The organism is Planococcus sp. FY231025, from assembly GCF_052078085.1.
In the GTDB taxonomy this organism is placed as follows: domain Bacteria; phylum Bacillota; class Bacilli; order Bacillales_A; family Planococcaceae; genus Planococcus.
This window is the reverse complement of record NZ_JBQJJG010000001.1, coordinates 345,164-363,280: the sequence shown is the minus strand read 5'-3', so window position 1 is coordinate 363,280 and position 18,117 is coordinate 345,164. Positions and strand designations below refer to the sequence as shown.

Annotated in this window: 21 protein-coding genes and 1 riboswitch; of the genes, 2 read left to right on the top strand and 19 right to left on the bottom strand. The window is 52.4% G+C overall.

The genetic code is table 11. The features are described 5' to 3' along the window. Positions 1 to 12: 12 nt before the first annotated feature. The 19 genes from flhB to flgB form a co-directional block, all read right to left on the bottom strand. Positions 13 to 1,101, bottom strand: coding sequence for a flagellar biosynthesis protein FlhB (gene flhB, locus ACTL32_RS01610; protein WP_441339838.1), 1,089 nt, complete (start codon positions 1,099 to 1,101; stop codon positions 13 to 15). A 2-nt stretch (positions 1,102 to 1,103) separates the two neighbouring features. Then, positions 1,104 to 1,883 (bottom strand): flagellar biosynthetic protein FliR, encoded by a 780-nt coding sequence (gene fliR / locus ACTL32_RS01605; RefSeq protein WP_441339837.1) that lies wholly within the window; start codon positions 1,881 to 1,883, stop codon positions 1,104 to 1,106. 3 nt (positions 1,884 to 1,886) lie between these two features. Beyond that, entirely contained in the window at positions 1,887 to 2,156 is a 270-nt protein-coding gene (gene fliQ / locus ACTL32_RS01600) for a flagellar biosynthesis protein FliQ (RefSeq protein ID WP_204890869.1), read from the bottom strand. Positions 2,157 to 2,655: 499 nt separating this feature from the next. Further along, a complete protein-coding gene (gene fliP / locus ACTL32_RS01595; RefSeq protein WP_441339836.1) occupies positions 2,656 to 3,345 on the bottom strand; it encodes a flagellar type III secretion system pore protein FliP in 690 nt (229 codons plus the stop codon). Continuing rightward, on the bottom strand, positions 3,342 to 3,962 hold the full coding sequence (locus ACTL32_RS01590) for a flagellar biosynthetic protein FliO (RefSeq protein ID WP_441339835.1): 621 nt from the start codon (positions 3,960 to 3,962) through the stop codon (positions 3,342 to 3,344). The genes fliP and ACTL32_RS01590 overlap by 4 nt, the downstream gene beginning before the upstream one ends. A 26-nt stretch (positions 3,963 to 3,988) precedes the next feature. Continuing rightward, complete coding sequence (gene fliY / locus ACTL32_RS01585) at positions 3,989 to 5,047, bottom strand: flagellar motor switch phosphatase FliY (protein ID WP_441339834.1); 1,059 nt, start codon at positions 5,045 to 5,047, stop codon at positions 3,989 to 3,991. Position 5,048: 1 nt separating this feature from the next. Beyond that, positions 5,049 to 6,026 carry a flagellar motor switch protein FliM gene (gene fliM / locus ACTL32_RS01580; RefSeq protein WP_441339833.1) on the bottom strand — a complete coding sequence of 326 codons (978 nt, stop codon included), beginning with the start codon at positions 6,024 to 6,026 and terminating at the stop codon, positions 5,049 to 5,051. Between the two features lie 14 nt (positions 6,027 to 6,040). Then, entirely contained in the window at positions 6,041 to 6,256 is a 216-nt protein-coding gene (locus ACTL32_RS01575) for a flagellar FlbD family protein (protein WP_204890873.1), read from the bottom strand. A gap of 45 nt (positions 6,257 to 6,301) precedes the next feature. Then, positions 6,302 to 7,081, bottom strand: coding sequence for a flagellar basal-body rod protein FlgF (gene flgF, locus ACTL32_RS01570; protein WP_441339832.1), 780 nt, complete (start codon positions 7,079 to 7,081; stop codon positions 6,302 to 6,304). Between the two features lie 39 nt (positions 7,082 to 7,120). Then, on the bottom strand, positions 7,121 to 7,582 hold the full coding sequence (gene flgD / locus ACTL32_RS01565) for a flagellar hook assembly protein FlgD (protein WP_441339831.1): 462 nt from the start codon (positions 7,580 to 7,582) through the stop codon (positions 7,121 to 7,123). 19 nt (positions 7,583 to 7,601) lie between these two features. Continuing rightward, the gene (locus tag ACTL32_RS01560; RefSeq protein ID WP_441339830.1) at positions 7,602 to 8,930 is read right to left on the bottom strand and encodes a flagellar hook-length control protein FliK; all 1,329 of its coding nucleotides are present in this window, start codon (positions 8,928 to 8,930) and stop codon (positions 7,602 to 7,604) included. After that, positions 8,927 to 9,394, bottom strand: coding sequence for a flagellar export protein FliJ (fliJ, locus tag ACTL32_RS01555; protein ID WP_204890877.1), 468 nt, complete (start codon positions 9,392 to 9,394; stop codon positions 8,927 to 8,929). Before fliJ ends, ACTL32_RS01560 begins: the two co-directional genes overlap by 4 nt. A gap of 3 nt (positions 9,395 to 9,397) precedes the next feature. Further along, complete coding sequence (gene fliI / locus ACTL32_RS01550; RefSeq protein WP_441339829.1) at positions 9,398 to 10,714, bottom strand: flagellar protein export ATPase FliI; 1,317 nt, start codon at positions 10,712 to 10,714, stop codon at positions 9,398 to 9,400. Next, positions 10,698 to 11,492, bottom strand: a complete 795-nt coding sequence (locus ACTL32_RS01545) for a FliH/SctL family protein (protein ID WP_441339828.1) — start codon at positions 11,490 to 11,492, stop codon at positions 10,698 to 10,700. Before ACTL32_RS01545 ends, fliI begins: the two co-directional genes overlap by 17 nt. Beyond that, entirely contained in the window at positions 11,485 to 12,501 is a 1,017-nt protein-coding gene (gene fliG, locus ACTL32_RS01540; RefSeq protein WP_441339827.1) for a flagellar motor switch protein FliG, read from the bottom strand. The genes ACTL32_RS01545 and fliG overlap by 8 nt, the downstream gene beginning before the upstream one ends. Positions 12,502 to 12,512: 11 nt before the next feature. Beyond that, positions 12,513 to 14,150 carry a flagellar basal-body MS-ring/collar protein FliF gene (gene fliF, locus ACTL32_RS01535; RefSeq protein ID WP_441339826.1) on the bottom strand — a complete coding sequence of 546 codons (1,638 nt, stop codon included), beginning with the start codon at positions 14,148 to 14,150 and terminating at the stop codon, positions 12,513 to 12,515. A 32-nt stretch (positions 14,151 to 14,182) separates the two neighbouring features. Next, positions 14,183 to 14,479, bottom strand: coding sequence for a flagellar hook-basal body complex protein FliE (fliE, locus tag ACTL32_RS01530; protein WP_204890882.1), 297 nt, complete (start codon positions 14,477 to 14,479; stop codon positions 14,183 to 14,185). A gap of 473 nt (positions 14,480 to 14,952) precedes the next feature. After that, a complete protein-coding gene (gene flgC / locus ACTL32_RS01525; RefSeq protein WP_441339825.1) occupies positions 14,953 to 15,408 on the bottom strand; it encodes a flagellar basal body rod protein FlgC in 456 nt (151 codons plus the stop codon). Positions 15,409 to 15,414: 6 nt separating this feature from the next. Continuing rightward, positions 15,415 to 15,816, bottom strand: a complete 402-nt coding sequence (gene flgB, locus ACTL32_RS01520) for a flagellar basal body rod protein FlgB (RefSeq protein WP_441339824.1) — start codon at positions 15,814 to 15,816, stop codon at positions 15,415 to 15,417. A 79-nt stretch (positions 15,817 to 15,895) separates the two neighbouring features. Then, positions 15,896 to 15,982, bottom strand: a riboswitch (cyclic di-GMP riboswitch). 212 nt (positions 15,983 to 16,194) lie between these two features. Here flgB and ACTL32_RS01515 point away from each other — a divergent pair. After that, positions 16,195 to 17,028, top strand: a complete 834-nt coding sequence (locus tag ACTL32_RS01515) for a flagellar hook-basal body protein (RefSeq protein ID WP_441339823.1) — start codon at positions 16,195 to 16,197, stop codon at positions 17,026 to 17,028. An 18-nt stretch (positions 17,029 to 17,046) separates the two neighbouring features. Further along, a complete protein-coding gene (locus ACTL32_RS01510) occupies positions 17,047 to 17,889 on the top strand; it encodes a flagellar hook-basal body protein (protein WP_441339822.1) in 843 nt (280 codons plus the stop codon). Positions 17,890 to 18,117 lie beyond the last annotated feature (228 nt).

Below are 18,117 nucleotides of genomic sequence, written 5' to 3'. Positions count from 1 at the left end.
CCTCACTCATTGTCAGCTGATCTTGCCTTTTAACCGGTAGATATATGCGAGAACCTCTGCGACCGCGAGAAACAAGTCTTCGGGAACCGAATCCCCGACTTCGACTTGTGCATAAAGCGCGCGGGCGAGCGGCTTGTTTTCCATAATGACGATATCGAGCTCTTTCGCTTTTTCCTTGATTTTCAACGCCAGGTGATCTTTGCCCATGGCAATGACCTTCGGCGCCTCCATCGTCTCCGCGTCGTACTGGATGGCGATGGCGTAGTGGGTCGGGTTGGTGATCAGGACGTCCGCATTCGGCAGGTCCTGGATCATGCGGTTCATGCTCATCGAACGCTGCCGCTCTTTGATCTTCTGCTTGATCAGCGGGTCGCCTTCGGATTTCTTGTATTCGTCCTTGATGTCCTGTTTCGACATCCGGATGTTTTTCTCAAATTCGTATTTCTGGTACATATAATCGAGGATTGCGAGAACCAGCAAAATGATGGACGCTGTGATGCCAAGCTTCAGGACCAGCCCGCCGATAAACGATAACGATTCGGTCAAGCTCTTTTGGGACAATAAAAACAATTCCTCTTTTTCGCCCCATAACACCGTGAAGGCGGCGAATCCGATAATGGAGATCTTCAGCAGCGATTTGGCCAGTTCGACCAGTGCACGGACCGAGAAGATCCGCTTCGCGCCCTGGATCGGGTCTAACCGGTCCAGTTTCATCTTCAAGGGGTCGGTCGTGAACATCGCCCCGACCTGGATGAAGTTGCCGAGTATGCCGAAAACGATTGCGGCGCCCATCATCGGCGCCATCAGCTTCATGGCGTTCATCGTCATCTGTTCGAACAGCGTCCGGACGTTCTTCTCCGTCCAGTCCCAGGCGATGTATTCGGTGAAATTGATGCGGTAAATCGCGAGCACCTGGTCGAGCATCCAGCCGCCGAGAAAGCTCAGCAGCAGGATGCCGCCGATCATAATCATCGCAGACGGCAGTTCAGCGCTTTTCGCCACCTGCCCTTTGCGTTTCGATTCTTGGCGTTTCTGAGGTGTCGCTTTCTCAGTCTTTTCCCCCGAGAAAAACTGCAGATCCAGGGACAATCGGTTTTTCATCTTCATGCCCCTCCCAGCAGCCGGGTCAAGTCGCCCATGCTGACCATGATTTTTTCGAACAGCGACTGCAAGATATAGAAGAAGATCGGCATGGAAAACATCAACAGCACAAAGCCGGTGAAAATTTTCAGCGGGAAGCCGACAGCGAAAATGTTCAGCTGCGGCACCGTCTTCGCCAGAATCCCGAGCGCCACATCCACCAGAAACAGCGCACCGACAATCGGCAGCGCAATCTGCAGCGCAATCAGGAACATATCCGTGAAAAGGTTGGTGACAAATTGGGCGATGTCGCCAAATTCAGCGGCGACTTCGAGCGTGCCCACGGGAAACACCTGCAGGCTCCGCATGAGGCCATCGAGCATCATGTGATGGCCGTCGACCGTCAAAAGGAACAGGAGCGCCAGGATGTACTTGAAATGGCCGATGATCGGCACCTGTGTCCCGGTCTGCGGGTCCATGACCGAAGCGATCGCGAAGCCCATCTGGAAATCGATGAACGCTCCGGCAATCTGGACGGTGTAGAGCACGAGCGCGGCCGTGAAGCCGAGCGCAATGCCGACCGCGAATTCCTTGATGACCATCCCTACGTAATAGCCGTCGAGCGGAATCGGCTCGCCTGTCTCCAGGCTAGACCACGCGATCAGCGCAAGGAATGCCGCCAATCCCAGTTTCAAATGGTTCGGCACGCCTTTCATGGAGAACAGCGGCGCGACGACGAAGAAACTGGTGATGCGGACAAGGACCAGGAGTAAATAAGGCAGCGATGCAAGAAATGGTTCCATGCGCTACCCGATGAGCTGCGGCAGCTGCTGGAACAGATCGCGCGTATAGTCCAGCAGCATCGTCAGCATCCACGGCCCGAAGATAACGATCGACAGGAACACCGCGAGGATCTTCGGCACGAACGCCAGCGTCTGTTCCTGGATTTGCGTCATAGCCTGGAAAATGCTGACGATCAGCCCGACGCCGAGGGCGATCAAGAGGATCGGCGCGGAAATGATGATGATCATGTATATCGATTGTTCCGCCAGTTTTATCACTACGTCTGGTGTCATCTTGTTCTTCCTTTCGGTGAGGGGATGGATCTTGTTTTGATGATAATAAATGAAGGGTGAAGATGAAGAAATCGCTGCAGGCGGACGCTTTCCGCGGGACGGTCCGTGAGCCTCCTCGGGCATACGCCCTGCGGGGTCTCACTTGGCCCGTCATCCCCGCTGGAGTCGCCTTCCGCTCTTTCTTCTAATAAGATATACGTAATTAAAAAGTTCGACTTTATCTAAAATCTATTCATCTTGAATAGTAATAGATCATTTTTATTATTTTATTAACCTAGGATATGGAGCAACACAGCGGAGAAAACCGTACTGCTCCTGCAGCACTGCGTGCTTTGTCGCAAAGTACCGGCCAAATGCTGTTTGGCCGATACTTGCCTGCGGGAAAGCGAGACAGCCGAGACCCTGCAGGAGCGCAGTGACGAAGCGGCTCGGCGCTCGTCCGCGGCAAGCACAGCTGTTTTGCGGAATATCCGGTAAACTTCAACTAGTTTTAGAGAAGCTAAAAACTCACAAGCAGCGATTCGACGATCAGGTACCAGCCGTCGACGAGGACGAAGAGCAGGATCTTGAACGGCAGCGAGATCATGACCGGCGGGAGCATCATCATCCCCATCGCCATCAGCGTACTGGCGACGACCATGTCGATGATCAGGAACGGGATGAAGATGACGAAGCCGATCTGGAACGCGGTCTTCAGTTCACTGATGGCGAATGCCGGAATGAGCGACATGAGCGGAATTTCTTCGATGCTGTCGGGCTTTTCGAGTTCCTGGTATTTAAAGAACAAGGCCAGGTCTTTCTCCCGCGTATGTTCCGCCATGAAAAGCTTGATCGGCACAACGGCTGTTTCCATCGCTTCTTCTTGTGTCGCCTCCCCTGCGAGGTAAGGCTGGAGCGCGGTCTCGTTGATTTCAGTGAACACCGGCGCCATGATGAAGAACGTCAGGAACAAGGCGAGGCCGACAAGCACTTGGTTCGGAGGCATCGACTGGGTGCCGAGCCCGGTGCGGACGAACGACAAGACGATGACGATGCGCGTGAAGCTGGTCATCAGGATGAGCAGGGCCGGTGCAATCGACAGGATGGTCAAGAGCGCCAAAAGCTGCAGCGTCACCCCGACATCTTCCGGGTTGTCATTGCCGAAATCGATGCCCGGAATATTTACGAGTAGGAGCAAGTCTGCCGTCATTTCGAATTCCCTTCCTTGCCGTCCGTCTTCAGCAGGCTGCGTTTGATTTCTTCCTGCTTTTGTTTCTGTTTGTTCAAGCTTTGCGCAAACAATTGCTCAAAGCCCTGGCCTGATTTCTTTTTCCAGTTCGGCAGTTTCAACGCCGTTTTTTGGAACATCGCCTGCGGCTTCTCGAGGTCCTTTTCGATTGCGCCGATTTCGTCTGCATCATCGAATTCCTTGAGGAGCGTGATGTCGTCTCCGACGCCGACCAGCAAGACTTTGCCGCCGACTTTCACGAGCTGCAAGGATTTATTATTCCCGAGCGGTGTGCCGCCCAGGGGTTTGACCGCCTGGTTCGGCTGGAACTTCTGCTGGCGCAGCGCCAGGAACTTGATGAGCCCGTAAATCATGGCGAGGATCAAAAGCGTATAGAATACGAGTTTTGCGATGATGCCGAAGAGGCTCTGCTCTTCCGGCGCTTCTGCGCTTTCGGCCGGCTGTTCTTTATCCGGCGCCTTATCGCCGACCCAGTCGGCGACATTCGGTTCTGCAAATGCTGCATCAGGCACCGAAACGGCAAAACCTATTGCGAAAATGAAAATCATGAGGATGGATAGCGAATTTACTCTGCTCAATCTCGATGTACTCCTTCTGTCCGGCATTACCGCAGTTTCGAGATGCGGTCGGCTGTGCTGAGGATGTCCGTTACACGGACGCCGAAGTTTTCGTCGATGACGACCACTTCTCCGACTGCGATGACTTTATTGTTGATAAGGATGTCAACGGGCTCCCCCGCCAATTTGTCGAGCTCGATGATCGAGCCGTGCGACACGTTCAAGATTTCCTTGACCATCCGCTTGGTGCGGCCGAGCTCCACTGTCACTTGCAGCGGGATATCCAGCAGCATGTTCAGGTTGTTCGGTTCGCCTTGCACGGACGATGTGTCGTCGAAGCTCGAAAACTGGACCGACTGGATGTTCGGCGTGTCGTTCTTTTTCGGTTCTGTTGTGGTTTGGTTGTTCGTTTGGAATTCCATAGTTTGTGTCTCCTCCGCGTAATCCTCGGCGGGTTCATCGATCAGAACCCCTGCCATTTGCTTCGCCAACCCGACCGGGATCCCCAGTTCGAAGCTGGCTGGTTTTGAATTGTCCACTTTCACATGGAAGGCAGCTTCTAAAAACCACTCTTCGCTGGTGAATTTGGCAATCGGGAAGTCCTGCTGTTTGTCGACAACATCCATTCCTGATAGCGAATAGGCTACGTTCTGCTCGAGCACCATCGCCATCGATTTTGAAACGGATGTGAACATCCCTTCGACCACTTGCTGCAGCACCTGGAATTGCTTCTCCATGTCTTCTGCATCGCTGCCCGGCTGGATTGACTGCACCAGCCGCTGGACGTCTTCTTTCTGAATCGAGAGAATCTGGATTCCGTTCACGTCGCCTGTGTATTCGCCAAGGACGACGAAAAACGGTGAGTCGTCAGCAGACAGAAGGTCTTCCCGCTGTTTGACCGCGAGGACCGGCGGCGAAATGGCGATCCCTTTACCGAGCAATTCGGAAAGGACATTGGACGAGCCGCCGAGCGATACGGCCAAGAGTTCCATCAACGCTTCTTTTTCGGTTGGCAATAAAGAATGTGCAGGCATCGGGTTCCCCTCCGTTTTCTTCCGGCCAAGAAGGCCGCTGATTTCGTCCGGGGACAATTTGTCTAAGTTCATTTCATTCTTCCCCTTCTGACTGGATATCGGTGATCTGAATCGCAATCCGGCCTCTTGAGACGCCGGGCTGTGCGAAGAATTTCTGTTTTTCATCGACGAGGACCGTCACAGGGTCTGTGTATGATTCGTCCAGGCGGATTACATCACCCGGCTTCAAGTTCAAAAAGTCGCTGATGTCGATCGATGATTTTCCGAGAACCGCTCTGACGTCGAGCTTCGTGCTTTGCACTTTCAGTTCGAGTGCGACCGCTTCGTGGCTTTCGATCTCTTTTTTCTGATTGGCCAGCCAATGCCGCGCCGACAGTTTCGGCAGGACCTGTTCGAGGACGACGTGCGGCAGGCAGATGTTGATCATGCCTTCGACGTCGCCAATCTTCGTCTGCAGGCTTACCAGAATGACGGTTTCATTCGGCGCCGAGGTGGTGAGGAACTGCGGGTTCACTTCCACTTCCTTCAGCTCCGGCGACAGCTTGATGACTGATGCCCAGGCTTCCTGAAAACTGCTGAGCGCGTTGATGAAGACGCGTTCGATGACGCTCATTTCAATCTCGGTCAATTCGTTCATTGCCGGTTTGCTCATGCCTTGTCCGCCCAGCATCCGGTCGAGCATGATGTAAGTGACGTCCGGCGAAAATTCCATCAGCAGGCTCCCGGTAAGAGGAGGGGCTTTGATGACGCCCAGGATGGATTTTTTTTGTACGTTGCGGACAAACTCTTCATACGTGAACTGCTCGACCGACGCGACCGAAATCTGTACGTAAGTCCGGAGCAGCGTCGACAAGTAGGAAGTCAACAGACGCGCGTAGTTTTCATGGATGCGCGTCAGCGTCCGGATCTGGTCCTGCGAGAAGCGCAGCGCTTTTTTGAAATCGTAGGTCTGCACTTTCCGCTCCCGCATCACCGGCGCCGCTGCCGGCGCATTTTGCTGCAGCGTCGAAAGAATCGCTTCGAGATTTTCATCGGTCAATTGATTGTCCATCGGGGTCCCTCCTTTCATTCAGCCCAGTTCGGGTGCTGCAGGCTCGGCAGTATGTTGATCTTCTGGTAGTAGGCGGTGATCTTGTCGGCGACTTCGTCGACCGGTTCAAGCACATGCACTTTCTTGCCGGACATCAGCGTCACCATCGTATCGGGCGTCGATTCGATCCGTTCGATATAGATGGCGTTCAAGGTGAACGGCGTCTGGTTCAGTCTTGTCAGTTGAATCATGTAAACAGCTGAAAGCGCGCTAGGCGCTTTCAGCCTGTCCCTCCCTTATCGTTTCAAGTTGACGACTTCCTGCAGGATTTCATCAGAAGTTGTGATGGTCCGTGAGTTCGCCTGGAAACCGCGCTGCGCAACGATCATTTCCGTGAATTCTTCCGTCAAGTCGACGTTCGACATTTCGAGCATGCCGGCGGAAATCATGGACGTGGCAGCAGCCGCTGTTCCAGGATTCATGTTTCCTGCAGCTCCAGTCATTTCATAAAGCGACCCGCCAAATTTGCGGAGGCCAGTCGGATTTTCAGGATTGGCCACTCCGATGGTCTGCAGAGTATCCTCAGTTCCATTCGGTCGCTTGCCGATAATTTGTCCTTCACGGTTGATGGAGAAGGACGCGTATGTGTCAGGATCGATGCGGATGTTCGCGCCTGTGGTGCTCTGGACAGCGTAGCCTTGTGAAGTGACCAAGTCGCCATCAGCATCTACTACGAAATTTCCTGCGCGTGTCAGAAATGTTTGTCCCGCAGCGTTCGCTGGATCTTTCACCATGAAGAACCCGTCCCCCATGATCGCCACGTCCGTTCCGACGCCAGTCGTCATTGCTGACCCTGGTGTATGGATCACATTGACGGCTGAAGTCTGCACGCCGAGTCCGACTTGCATCGGATTCACACCGCTGCCTGACATGTTCTGGCTGAGCAAATCCTGGAAGTTGATCGTGCTTTTCTTGAAGCCGATCGTATTGACGTTGGCGATATTATTTCCGATGACGTCTAGTTTGGTCTGGAAGCCTTTCATGCCTGAAACACCTGAATACATTGAACGTAACATTTTGTTTTCCCCTTTCGTGTACCGGCCGGATCCTTTGGATCAGACGGTCTGTGGTCCGTTGGTTTCACCTGTATATTTTTCGATGCGTTGGATTGTATTGATTGGAAGTTTGCCGCCGTCTTCAAGCTCGACGATGATTTCGCCGTTTTTCATGGCGATCGCTTTAACGAGGCCTTCGCCGGATTCAGCACTATCGCCTTCGCCGCGTTCCCAGAAGACTTTATTGCCGATCAGGTTCGCGTGGTCAGCAAGCGATCCCGTCCCTTTCCCGCCGACGAATGCGGTCATCGTCGTATTCAGGTTCGTCAATTGTTCGAGTGAGCTGAACTGCGCCATCTGTCCGATGAACTCGGTGTCTTTCAGCGGTTCGAGCGGGTTCTGGTTTTTCATCTGGGTGACGAGGATTTTCAGGAACGCGTCTTTGCCGAGCGTGCTTTCCGCACCGGTCTTTGCCGTCTGTGCGGTTTGCATGAGGGCTGCGTTGGAATTGCTGACGTTCATCGGAACATTCCTTCCTAGGTTAAATTGTATAATCGACCGAAATCACCGTGCCGGCTGAAGGAGCCGGGCGAACAAACGCCGCTGTTTCCTCTTCAAGCCGCTGGTAGCCGTTTTTTGTGGTTGCCTGCTGCCTCTGTTGCTGCTGGGCGAAGCGCTGCTCGCTTTGCTGGCTGAAATTCGTTCCCGTACCCTGCTGGCTGATTTCAATCCGGTCCACGGTGATGCCTTGCTGGACCAGTGAGTTTCTCAGCTGGTAGACCTGCAGATCGAGCGCTTCTTTCGCCGCCATGTTGCTGGTGAAGATCTGTGCGGCCATCTTGCCGTCGACCGTGCTCAGGCGGATTTCAAGATGCCCGAGGTGTTCCGGGAAGATGCTGACTTTGATTTGGGCATTTTCACCGCTGCCGGTGAGCTTTATGGTGTTTTTCATAATGCCGGAAAGGTCATCCGCCAAGTTCGTCATGCGAACTGTCGGAGCCGGTGCTTCCGTGCGTGCAGATGGCTGGATAGCTTTCGGTGCCTCCAGCGGGGCAGCCGGCGTTTCCGCTTGAACTGCTTCCAACCGGACCGCCGGCGCTTCCGATGTCTGCAGCGCGGCTTGCTCTGTCTGCATGCGTAAGTGTTTCACCGGTGGACTTTCCATCTTCGGAACCGGCAAAGCGGATTCAAGTGCAGCGGCAATCCCTGCCGCCGTTTTCAGCCCATCGCCGGCTTCACCGAGGATTTTTGCCGCAGCTGCATGCCCTTCTTGCGCATGCCCTTTTTCAAGGTCAGCCACGACTTCTTGAAGGAGTTTTATGGTTTCATTAACTTTTTTTGGCTCATTTAAAATATATTCCTTTTTGACCCCCATAAAAATAGGGACAACGGCGAATTCTTTGTTAGTGTTTGATTGCAGATCTTGCACTTTCTGAGCAATCTGGTGCATCAATTCCACCATTTTTTGCTGGAGCTGCGCATTCACCGCATGATTCTCAGTTGCCGGGCCGTTTTGAGCCGGACTTCCTGTTTCAGGTTTTACATAATCGGGGTTTTGCCCTGCCATTCCAATTTTCTGCTGGGCAGTTTGAAGCGTCAGCAACTCAATCATGGCAGCGAGCAATTCCTGCTGTTCTGGCGGCAGTTCCTCAAGGGGAATCGCGTCCAGTGATTCGAGTGCTTCTTCAAGTTTCGCCAGCAATTCGGCTGGTGCTGCAGGTTCTTGTGCGTTTTCTTCATTGCTTACTGAAGAAAGCAGCTTCAAGAAAGCGCCGGTCTCAGGCGCGGTTTCGGTTTTCACTTTGGCGGTTGAGCCAGAGAGTTTCACCGGGATCTGCCCTGTGGTTTTCAATGCATCGATCGGACTCACCCTCTTTCTGCGATGGCGGCTTGGCTCGTCCGGTAGAACCGGGTGCTTGCCAATTCGTCAAAAAAGTTCTGTTCCGTCGTTTTTGCCTGTTCGACAAACTGCGAATGCTTCTGCTGCTTCAGGTTGTCCCATGTCTTTTCTTCCTGCGCTTTGCGCTGCAGCTGGTTCTGCGTGCGGGCGACATTGCTCTGCAGGAGCTCGAGTTCGCGGTTCGAAGCCAGCAATTGCTCCTGGAGCTGCTGGATGTAATTGACGAGCATGCGGAGTTCGGAGATGTTGACGCCGTCTTCCTGTTTGGCTTTCACAAGATGCTCAGCGTCGATGATCTTTTTGTAGATCGCCTCATTCCGCAGGTAGCCTGCTTCCTGCTGCTTGATGGCATCCGCCATTTGGATTTGTGCAAAGCCTTTTTCGTTTTCTTTTAGATCGAGTATTTTCTGGAACCGGAAATTGAATTGTGTCATGTTCTACACTCCCCCAAATTGTGCGGATAGCCGGTCGACGCTTTCTTCCAGCTTGGTTTTTTCGTAAATGTCCTGCTGCAGGTATTCCTTGATCAGCGGGTAGGAACGGATGGCGTCGTCTATCTCTTTGTTTGCGCCGCTTTTATAGGCGCCGATATTGATCAAATCTTCCGAGGCGTCATAGGCTGACAGCAGCCGTTTGAATTCGACCGATGCCTTATGGTGTTCTTCCGAGACGACATCGTGCATAACGCGGCTGACGCTCGACATGATGTTGATCGCCGGGAACTGCCCTTTTTGCGCAATCTTGCGGTCGAGGACGATGTGGCCGTCGAGAATCCCGCGCACCGCATCGGCGATCGGTTCGTTCATGTCATCGCCGTCGACGAGCACTGTGTAAAATGCGGTGATCGAGCCTTTATTCGATGTACCGGAGCGCTCGAGCAATTTCGGCAGGAGCGCGAATACGCTCGGCGTGTAGCCTTTGCTCGTCGGCGGTTCGCCGACAGCAAGCCCGACTTCGCGCTGCGCCATCGCGAACCGCGTGACCGAGTCCATCATCAGCATGACGTTCTTGCCCTGGTCGCGGAAATACTCCGCGATCGCGGTTGCAGTCAAAGCGCCTTTGATGCGTTGGAGCGGCGTCTGGTCGGATGTCGCTGCGATGACGACGGATTTCTTCAAGCCTTCGGGGCCGAGGTCGCGTTCGATAAAGTCCCGAACTTCGCGCCCCCGCTCGCCGATGAGCGCGATGACGTTGATGTCGGCTTCAGTGTTGCGGGCGATCATGCCGAGCAGCGTACTTTTCCCGACGCCGCTTCCGGCAAATACGCCGATGCGCTGCCCTTGTCCGACTGTCAATAAACCATCGATCGCCCTTACGCCCACTTCAAGCGGACGCGTGATGCGCGGCCGTTTCAACGGATTCGGCGGCATGTTGTTCGTCGAGTATTTTGTTAGGCCTGACGGCAGCGTGCTTTCATCGAGCGGCTTGCCTGTGCCGTCCAGGATTTTTCCAAGTATTGACGGGCCGACTTTGATCTGCAGCGGCACGCCGGTCGCAACGACCAGGCAGCCGGGTCCGACTTGCGACAGGTCCTGCAGCGGCATCAGGAGGATTTTGTTCTCCTTGAAGCCGACCACTTCCGCCTCGATCGGGCGTTCGTAATGGTTCGGATATAAGAGGCAAAGTTCGCCAATCTTAGCATACGGCCCTTTCGACTCGATTGTCAGGCCGATCACCTGGATCACTTTGCCATGTTTTTTCACCGGCTCCATTTCCCTTATCAATTCCAGGTATTCGTCAGTTTGAAGGTTCATGGATTGACTTCTCCTCGCAATGGGCTAGCATCTGGCGTTTGATTTCTTCCAGCTGGCTGTCGACGGTGACGTCGTATGAACCGCTCGCAGTATGGATCATGCAGCCGCCTTTTGCCAGGTTCATGACAGGCACCAATTTCAATTCCGAATCCGCCCGGACGTAGGTTTTCAGCTCATCAAGGAACGGCAGGATGATCGGGTAGTCTTCAAGCGACACCTGCATGACCACGTCCTCCGCTTCCTCGACGCGCTTCAATGCGCGCTGGACGATGTTCAAAAGCAGGTCGTCGTGCTGCTTTAATTGTTTTTTCAAGACTTTTTCGGCAATCCGGACGCTTAAGGCCAATAGGAACGGTTCGGCGTCCTGGATGATTTTCGTTTTTTCTTCGTAAGCTGTTTCGATCAATCGCTGCATGTCTTCCCGGGCCTGTCGGAATTCTTCTTCCGCTTGCTTCGCACCTTGGTCGAATCCGGCAGAATACCCGAGTTCGGAAGCCTGCTTGTAAATGTGTTCCGCTTCAAGCTTCGCTTCTTCCCGCTCCGATTCACGCCAGGCTTCAATTGCTACGCGCGCCGATTGTTCTTCAGCCTTTAAAGCCGACACCAGCTCTTCACGCTGCGCCTGCAATGAATTGTTTTCCTGCAGGAGCGACTGCTTTAGCTGAATAGGATCGACTTCGAGTGTTTCGTTGTTTATGATTTTATTCTCAATCTTGCGGGTGCCGATGATTTTCTTCTCGAACGTGGCGGTGTCTTGGAAACGAATGATATTAGACAATCATTTCCTCCCCTTCACCGCGCGCGACTGTGATTTCGCCTTTTTCTTCGAGGCTGCGGACAAGCGCGACAATGTTCGTCTGTGCCGTTTCGACGTCCTTCAGCTTGACAGGGCCCATCGATTCGATCTCCTCTTTGATGGCGTCTGCCCGGCGCGTCGAGATGTTGCGGTAGATGCCTTCTTTGACATCTTCGTTCGCCACTTTCAAGGCGTAGATCAGATCGCCGTCCTGCACTTCGCGAATAATGCGCTGGATCGTGCGGGCATCCAAGAGAACGATGTCTTCAAAGACAAACATGCGCTTCTTGATTTCTTCGACGAGGTCCGGCGATTCGATTTCGAGTTCGGCGAGAATCGATTTCTCGGTGCCGCGGTCGACTTTGCTGAGCACTTTGACGATCGCTTCGACGCCGCCGGTCGCTGTGTAATCCGACGAGCCGGTGGCTGATAATTTCCGCTCCAGAATCTGTTCCACTTGGTGGATGACTTCCGGTGATGTGCTCTCCATCAAGGCGATGCGGCGCGCAACTTCCGCCTGCTTCGCGGGTGCGAGCTGCGAAATGATCTGCGACGCCTGTTTCGGATCCAAGTACGACAGCACGAGCGCGATGGTCTGTGCATGTTCATGCTGCAAAACAGCCAGGATCTGATTCGGATCCGCTTTCCGTGCAAAGCTGAACGGCTTCACTTCCAAACGGCTTGTCAAACGGCCGATTGTTTCAAGCGCTTTTTCTTTTCCAAGGGCTTTTTCCAATATATCTTTTGCATAATCCAAGCCGCCATCGCTCATAAAGTCCTGGCCTAGAATCATGTTATAAAATTCGTTCATCACTTGTTCGCTCTGGCTGTTCTTCAATTGGCGCACGTTCGAAATCTCGAGCGTCAATTGGTCGATTTCAGGTTCACTCAGCTGCTTGAAGATCTCGACCGACACTTCCGGTCCGAGCCCTACGAGCAGCACGGCAACTTTCTGAATGCCGGTCAACCCTTTCATGCGTTGTTTAGACATGAGCCACTCTCCTATTCTTCAGCCATCCACGTGCGCAATAATTTCGCAAAATCTTCCGGCCGCTCCTTGGCAAGTTTTTCAATCGTTTTGCGTTTCGGATTCGACTTCGCCGTCAGTTCCGACAAGTCGATCTCCTCAATTTCATCAATGCGGGTTCCAGGCATCCCATTTTCATACATGCTGAACTCGAACTCCTCTTCCAACTCTTCGCGCTTCTTGCGGCGCATCAATAGGAATACAACGAGCCCGATCACCAGGACTGCCAGGCTTCCGCCAATGATCCACATGAGGCTTGCTGGCAGCACCGTCCACCAAGTCGGCGTCGGCTCTTCAACCACCAATTCCGGCTTGCCTTTAAACTCGGTCGCAAATACGGAAATCCGGTTGTTGAGGTCTTCTTCCGCCACTTCTGTTCCGTTCATGCTGAGCGTCGTGGCCACCGTATTGCGCAATAAATTCCGGATATCCGCAACATTTTCCGGCGATAAGCTTCCGGGATCCGTCGGCACCGGCGGTTCCACACCGACGTTGATCGTGATGTCATCGATGACATACGGGCTCATCTCGATCTGGCGGTTGATGCGGTTGACTTCACGGTTGATGCGTTCTTCTGTCCGCTCCGACTCGCTCGATCCGCCGTCTCCGGCAGGATACGTAGCCGGGTCATTCGCAATTTCCGTTTCGCCGACGCCGGCTGCCGCATCCAATCCAGCGCCTTCGCTTTTATACGTCTCGACAATGCGCTCGACGCTGAGGTCAAGCCCGGTGCCGTCTTCATTGACCGCTTCGACCAGATTCTCTTCGCGTTTCTCTTTGGTGAAATCCATGCTGGTCATCACGGAAACGATCACTTTATCCTGTCCCATCGTCATGCCGAGCATCTGCTGCAGCTGGCGCTGGATATCTTTTTCAATGTCTTTCTGGATTTCGCGCTGCTGCTGGTAAACCGACAGCGTCGTGTCGAGCTGGTTTTCCTCGATCGCTTCGAACACCTGGCCGTTCTGGTTCATGATGACAATCTGGTCAGCCGGCAGGTTCGGAACACTTTTGCTGATCAGATGGTACAAGCCATTGATCTGCTTCTGGTCCAGTTGGAACCCCGGAGCGCCCTGCACAACGACCGATGCCGTCGCCACTTGTTCTTCGTCGGTGATCCAGACGTTCTCTTTCGGCAGCGTAATCATGACATTCGCATCTTCGACGCCGTCGATCTGTTTGACGAGATTCGACAATTCGTTCTGCATCGCATCGCGCTCCACCACATCAAAATGGCGATCCGTCATGCCAAGCCCCATGTTTTCGCTGAAAATACTGTAATTTACATTGCCGCTTTGCGGAATGCCGTCAGCCGCCAAGCTGACTTTTAAATTCGAGACGTTTTCTTTGGGTACGCTGATGACCTTGGAATCCGCCGATACTTCGACCGGTATCCCCTGCTCCTCAATCGCCGCCTTGATTTCCCCCGCTTCGGAAGCTGACAGGTCGGAATAAAGCACCGCATAGTCGGTTTGCGAATTCAAGAACGTAAAAATCGACAGCAATAAGATCGTCCCGATCAATGAGCCGGCGATGATCCATTTCGTCGCCTTCGGAAACTTCTCCCACGACTCTTTCACCTTTGTACGGTATACAGTTATCTTTTCTTTCATTTATGCTCCATCCTTCTTCTCATGTGCTGGAATCATAATTGCATTCTCATGACTTCCTGGTAAGCCTCGACCACTTTGTTGCGGACTTGGACGGTCATCTGAAGCGACAGGCTCGCTTTTTGCGAAGCGATCATCACTTCGTGGACATCCTGTACTTCGCCGGTGACGAGCTGGCCGGTCAGTTTATCCGATTCGTTCTGGGCCGCCTTCACATCTTGGAGCGTATTCTTCAAGATTTCGCCGAAACCTTCGACTTTATTTTCAACCGCGGGTTTGGCGATTTGCGAGTTTTGTAAAAAGGGTGCTTGTACTTGGCTGGTGATTTCCATAATGACCTCCTAGATATACTGCATTTATTGATTTAATGACTTTTCAATATCGATATTCCGCAAAACCGCTACGTAAACCCGTGTGCTCCTGCGCGCTATGCGCTCGTCGCAAAGAGATGGCTCAAACTTCCTTAGTGCCATCTCTTTGCCGCGGGCGAGCGCCAAGCCTCCTCAGCCGCTTACGCGACTTGCGGGGTCTCGGCTGTCTCGCTTTCCCGCAGGCAAGACTTACCCGAAGCCTGCGAGGGCAAGTCTTTGCGACGAAGCGCGCAGCGCTGGAGGAGCAGTACGGTTTTCTCCGCTGTTTTGCTCCATACCTCAGATAGCATTGCAAAATGAGGTATGCTTTCATTCCTCAAAGAAGTTTCTAGCGCCGCCGCGTCCAAGGGCTAGGCGATGTAATGAGACGAGTGTTCTTCTCGGCTCATTGCGGGAGCCATGCCCAAAGCGGCGAAGCGGAATATATACTTTATTTATTTGCCGATTTCCAATGCTTTCATAAACATGCTCTTCGATGCGTTGAGTGCTGTGACGTTCGCTTCATAAGACCGGGTGGCCGACATCAGATCGACCATTTCCTTGACCGGATCGACGTTCGGCGAGTAGACATAGCCGTTTTCATCAGCATCCGCATGGTTCGGGTCGTATGTCTGGACAAACGGTGCCTGGTCTTCTCGGATGCGGGAGACCGAAACGCCCGAAACCGGACCGGCTCCCCGGCTGATTGCTGAAGACAAATGCTGCTGAAACGGCGAAACGCCGTTTTGCGACAGTTCCACCGTTTTCCGGCGGTATGGAACCCATTCGCCGTTGACCATGTGCCCGCGTGTCGTGTTAGCGTTCGCGATATTCGATGACACAACGTCCATCCGCAGGCGGTTTGCCGTCAAGCCGGATGCGCTGATATTCAAGCCGTTGAATAAATTCATTGATGATTATCTCCCTTCAATGACGGTGCGCAGGGAATTGAATTTTCCATTGACCCGTTCTGTTAAGGCGTTGTACCATAATTGGTTTTTCGCCAATTCCGCCATTTCGGCGTCCATGTCGACGTTGTTTCCGTTCGGCGTTATTTTGGTTGAGTGGTTTGCTTTGATGATGGAAGAAGAGCCTTGCCCGTTCTCGGTACTAAAAGCAAGATGCCGCGGATCGGTTTTCTTGCTTGCCATGGCCTGGGTGCTTATTGCCGTGTCGAATGCCGACTTGAAGCTCACTTGCTTGCTCTTATAGTTGGGGGTATCCACATTCGCAATATTTGCAGTGTGGACACGCTGTTTTAATGTGGCAGTTGACATCGCTTGTTCCAATGATTGGAACGATTGGGGAAAGAGATTCATTTTATAGCTCCTTTGCTGAATTTTGGCCAATAAAAAAACCCACTCAAAAAAGGGCGGATTTACATTCAATCTACCATTTTTCGGTAACCCGGCTGCCATATTACAACGTAATTTAGGCCCGTGGCTTTGCGCCCTCCCCTTTCGGAAAAGTTTGCCGTTATCGTATGATAATCACTATTCTGTTTTTCAAACTCGGTATTTCGTACCAATTTGATTTTCAAGTTCGAAAATTATAGTAACATGATTTTATTAATTTGTATATTTTTCTTTTATAAATTTTTTAGTATATATTTTACATTTTTTTCTGTTGTTCGTCGCAAAAAGATGTTATGCTTACCCGTAAATGAGCATATCCCATTTTGAGAGGAATGAACTAATATGTTTCGTGGTTTATACACGGCCACTTCCGGCATGATGGCGCATAACCGGAAACAGCAAATGCTGACCAATAATTTGGCGAATGCCAATACGCCAGGCTTCAAACAAGACCAAACGGTCATCCGCTCTTTTCCCGATCAGCTGATCAAAGCGATGGGATCCGCGAAAACAATGGCTTCCGGGCATCATCTCGGCAGCATGTCGACAGGCGTCTATGCACAGGAAGGCATTCCGTCTTTCGCGCAAGGCGCTTTAAAATCGACTGGAAACGCAACAGATTTTGCGTTAATGGACGATCTGCTGCCGGTCAATCCCGCCACAAATGAGCGGGGGTCTTTAGTCTTTGCCGTCGCGCTTCCCAATAATGAGGTCCGCTACACCAAAAACGGCCAGTTTTCTGTCGGCCCGGACGGGTTGTTGAAAACGAGTGAAGGGTATAATGTCCTCGGTTCGGACTTATCTCCTATAAGAGTTGATTCTAAAGATTTCATTGTCGAAGAAGATGGCACAATAACTTCGGCAAACGGAACCGCTACCAATGACCTATGGATTGGCTATACAGAAAATCCTCAGCAATTGGTTAAAGAAGGCCATGGTTTATTGCGCTGGGCTGGCAACGGATTGGAAGTTCCGCAGCTTGCCGAAGGTGTTCCTTTCCTAAATAATTCGCGGTCATTTGTCAAACAAGGGTTCGTGGAATCGTCCAATGTCGATCTGACCCAGACGATGACTGACATGATGAGCACCTACCGCGGATTCGAATCAAACCAGAAAGTCCTACAGGCATATGACCGGAGCATGGAAAAAGCGGTCAACGAAATTGGCCGCGTTTAACGAGGAGGTTTCCAAACGATGAACATTCAAATGAACACAGCTGGAAATTCGATGCGCGAACTTCAGAAAAAAGTCGACGTCATCGCCAATAACATTTCCAATGTAAATACAAATGGCTATAAAAGGCACGAAGCAAACTTCTCCGATACGCTCGTCCAGTCGATCACAAAACAAGCCGGTCCGGCACATGAAATTGGACGGAGTACGCCAAATGGACTACGGATTGGTTCGGGCGTCAAAGTCGCCGAAACGAGCCTTCGAAGCGAACAAGGCACCATCCGGCAGACCGGCCGCGACCTTGATTTCAACATCCAAGGCAGCAACGGATTTTTCCGGGTCGCCTCTGAAGGGAACGTCTTCTATACACGGGACGGCTCTTTCCAGACGCAGCCGGTACTCAATTCGAACCGCATCAATCTCGTGACATCGAATGGCGACGCCGTGCTCGACCGCAACAACAACCCAATTTCGTTCGATTCGGATTATAATTCGGTCAAAATGAACCAGAACGGTACTATTGAAGTTTCTTATAAGACTCCCGGCAAAGCTGCGGATACGATCCAATTGAGCATCGCCGACATCAGCCGTCCGAATCTTTTGGAGAAAGCTGGCGGCAACCGCTATCAGCTTCCGGGTACGGAAGGGGAACAGATCGCCAATGGCACTTTGAGCCTCGTCGATCTTTCCCAGCAGAATGATGGTTCGATCCGCATCGGCCAAGGCGCACTTGAAATGTCGAATGTCGATTTGACAGAAGAAATGACCGAGCTGATCTCGACGCAGCGCTTGATCCAGTCGCAAGGCCGCGCAATTTCGTTTGCGGATGACATGATGGGATTAGTGAATACGATCCGTGGTTAATGGTTTAGAAGCATCCGCTCCTGCGGGTGCTTTTTTTCGTATATATAATAGAAGGAAAATTGTGGGATAGGAGGGTTTGGTTAGGGAGGGGTGTACTTGCTATAAGGAATGTTGGGTGGGCTATGTGGGAATTCGTGCGGGTTTAGTGGGAATTCACTTGGGTTTAGTGGCAACTCGCAGAGGTTTTGTGGCAACTCGTATGACACAAGTGGCAACTGATCGGCGTGG

Excerpts from the sequence above, each read along its gene's own strand:
- flhB (WP_441339838.1), bottom strand. The coding sequence starts at position 1,101 with ATGAAAAACCGATTGTCCCTGGATCTGCAGTTTTTCTCGGGGGAAAAG.
- fliR (WP_441339837.1), bottom strand. The coding sequence starts at position 1,883 with ATGGAACCATTTCTTGCATCGCTGCCTTATTTACTCCTGGTCCTTGTC.
- fliQ (WP_204890869.1), bottom strand. The coding sequence starts at position 2,156 with ATGACACCAGACGTAGTGATAAAACTGGCGGAACAATCGATATACATG.
- fliP (WP_441339836.1), bottom strand. The coding sequence starts at position 3,345 with ATGACGGCAGACTTGCTCCTACTCGTAAATATTCCGGGCATCGATTTC.
- fliY (WP_441339834.1), bottom strand. The coding sequence starts at position 5,047 with ATGAACTTAGACAAATTGTCCCCGGACGAAATCAGCGGCCTTCTTGGC.
- fliM (WP_441339833.1), bottom strand. The coding sequence starts at position 6,026 with ATGGACAATCAATTGACCGATGAAAATCTCGAAGCGATTCTTTCGACG.
- ACTL32_RS01575 (WP_204890873.1), bottom strand. The coding sequence starts at position 6,256 with ATGATTCAACTGACAAGACTGAACCAGACGCCGTTCACCTTGAACGCC.
- flgF (WP_441339832.1), bottom strand. The coding sequence starts at position 7,081 with ATGTTACGTTCAATGTATTCAGGTGTTTCAGGCATGAAAGGCTTCCAG.
- flgD (WP_441339831.1), bottom strand. The coding sequence starts at position 7,582 with ATGAACGTCAGCAATTCCAACGCAGCCCTCATGCAAACCGCACAGACG.
- fliJ (WP_204890877.1), bottom strand. The coding sequence starts at position 9,394 with ATGACACAATTCAATTTCCGGTTCCAGAAAATACTCGATCTAAAAGAA.
- fliI (WP_441339829.1), bottom strand. The coding sequence starts at position 10,714 with ATGAACCTTCAAACTGACGAATACCTGGAATTGATAAGGGAAATGGAG.
- fliG (WP_441339827.1), bottom strand. The coding sequence starts at position 12,501 with ATGTCTAAACAACGCATGAAAGGGTTGACCGGCATTCAGAAAGTTGCC.
- fliF (WP_441339826.1), bottom strand. The coding sequence starts at position 14,150 with ATGAAAGAAAAGATAACTGTATACCGTACAAAGGTGAAAGAGTCGTGG.
- fliE (WP_204890882.1), bottom strand. The coding sequence starts at position 14,479 with ATGGAAATCACCAGCCAAGTACAAGCACCCTTTTTACAAAACTCGCAA.
- flgC (WP_441339825.1), bottom strand. The coding sequence starts at position 15,408 with ATGAATTTATTCAACGGCTTGAATATCAGCGCATCCGGCTTGACGGCA.
- flgB (WP_441339824.1), bottom strand. The coding sequence starts at position 15,816 with ATGAATCTCTTTCCCCAATCGTTCCAATCATTGGAACAAGCGATGTCA.
- ACTL32_RS01515 (WP_441339823.1), top strand. The coding sequence starts at position 16,195 with ATGTTTCGTGGTTTATACACGGCCACTTCCGGCATGATGGCGCATAAC.
- ACTL32_RS01510 (WP_441339822.1), top strand. The coding sequence starts at position 17,047 with ATGAACATTCAAATGAACACAGCTGGAAATTCGATGCGCGAACTTCAG.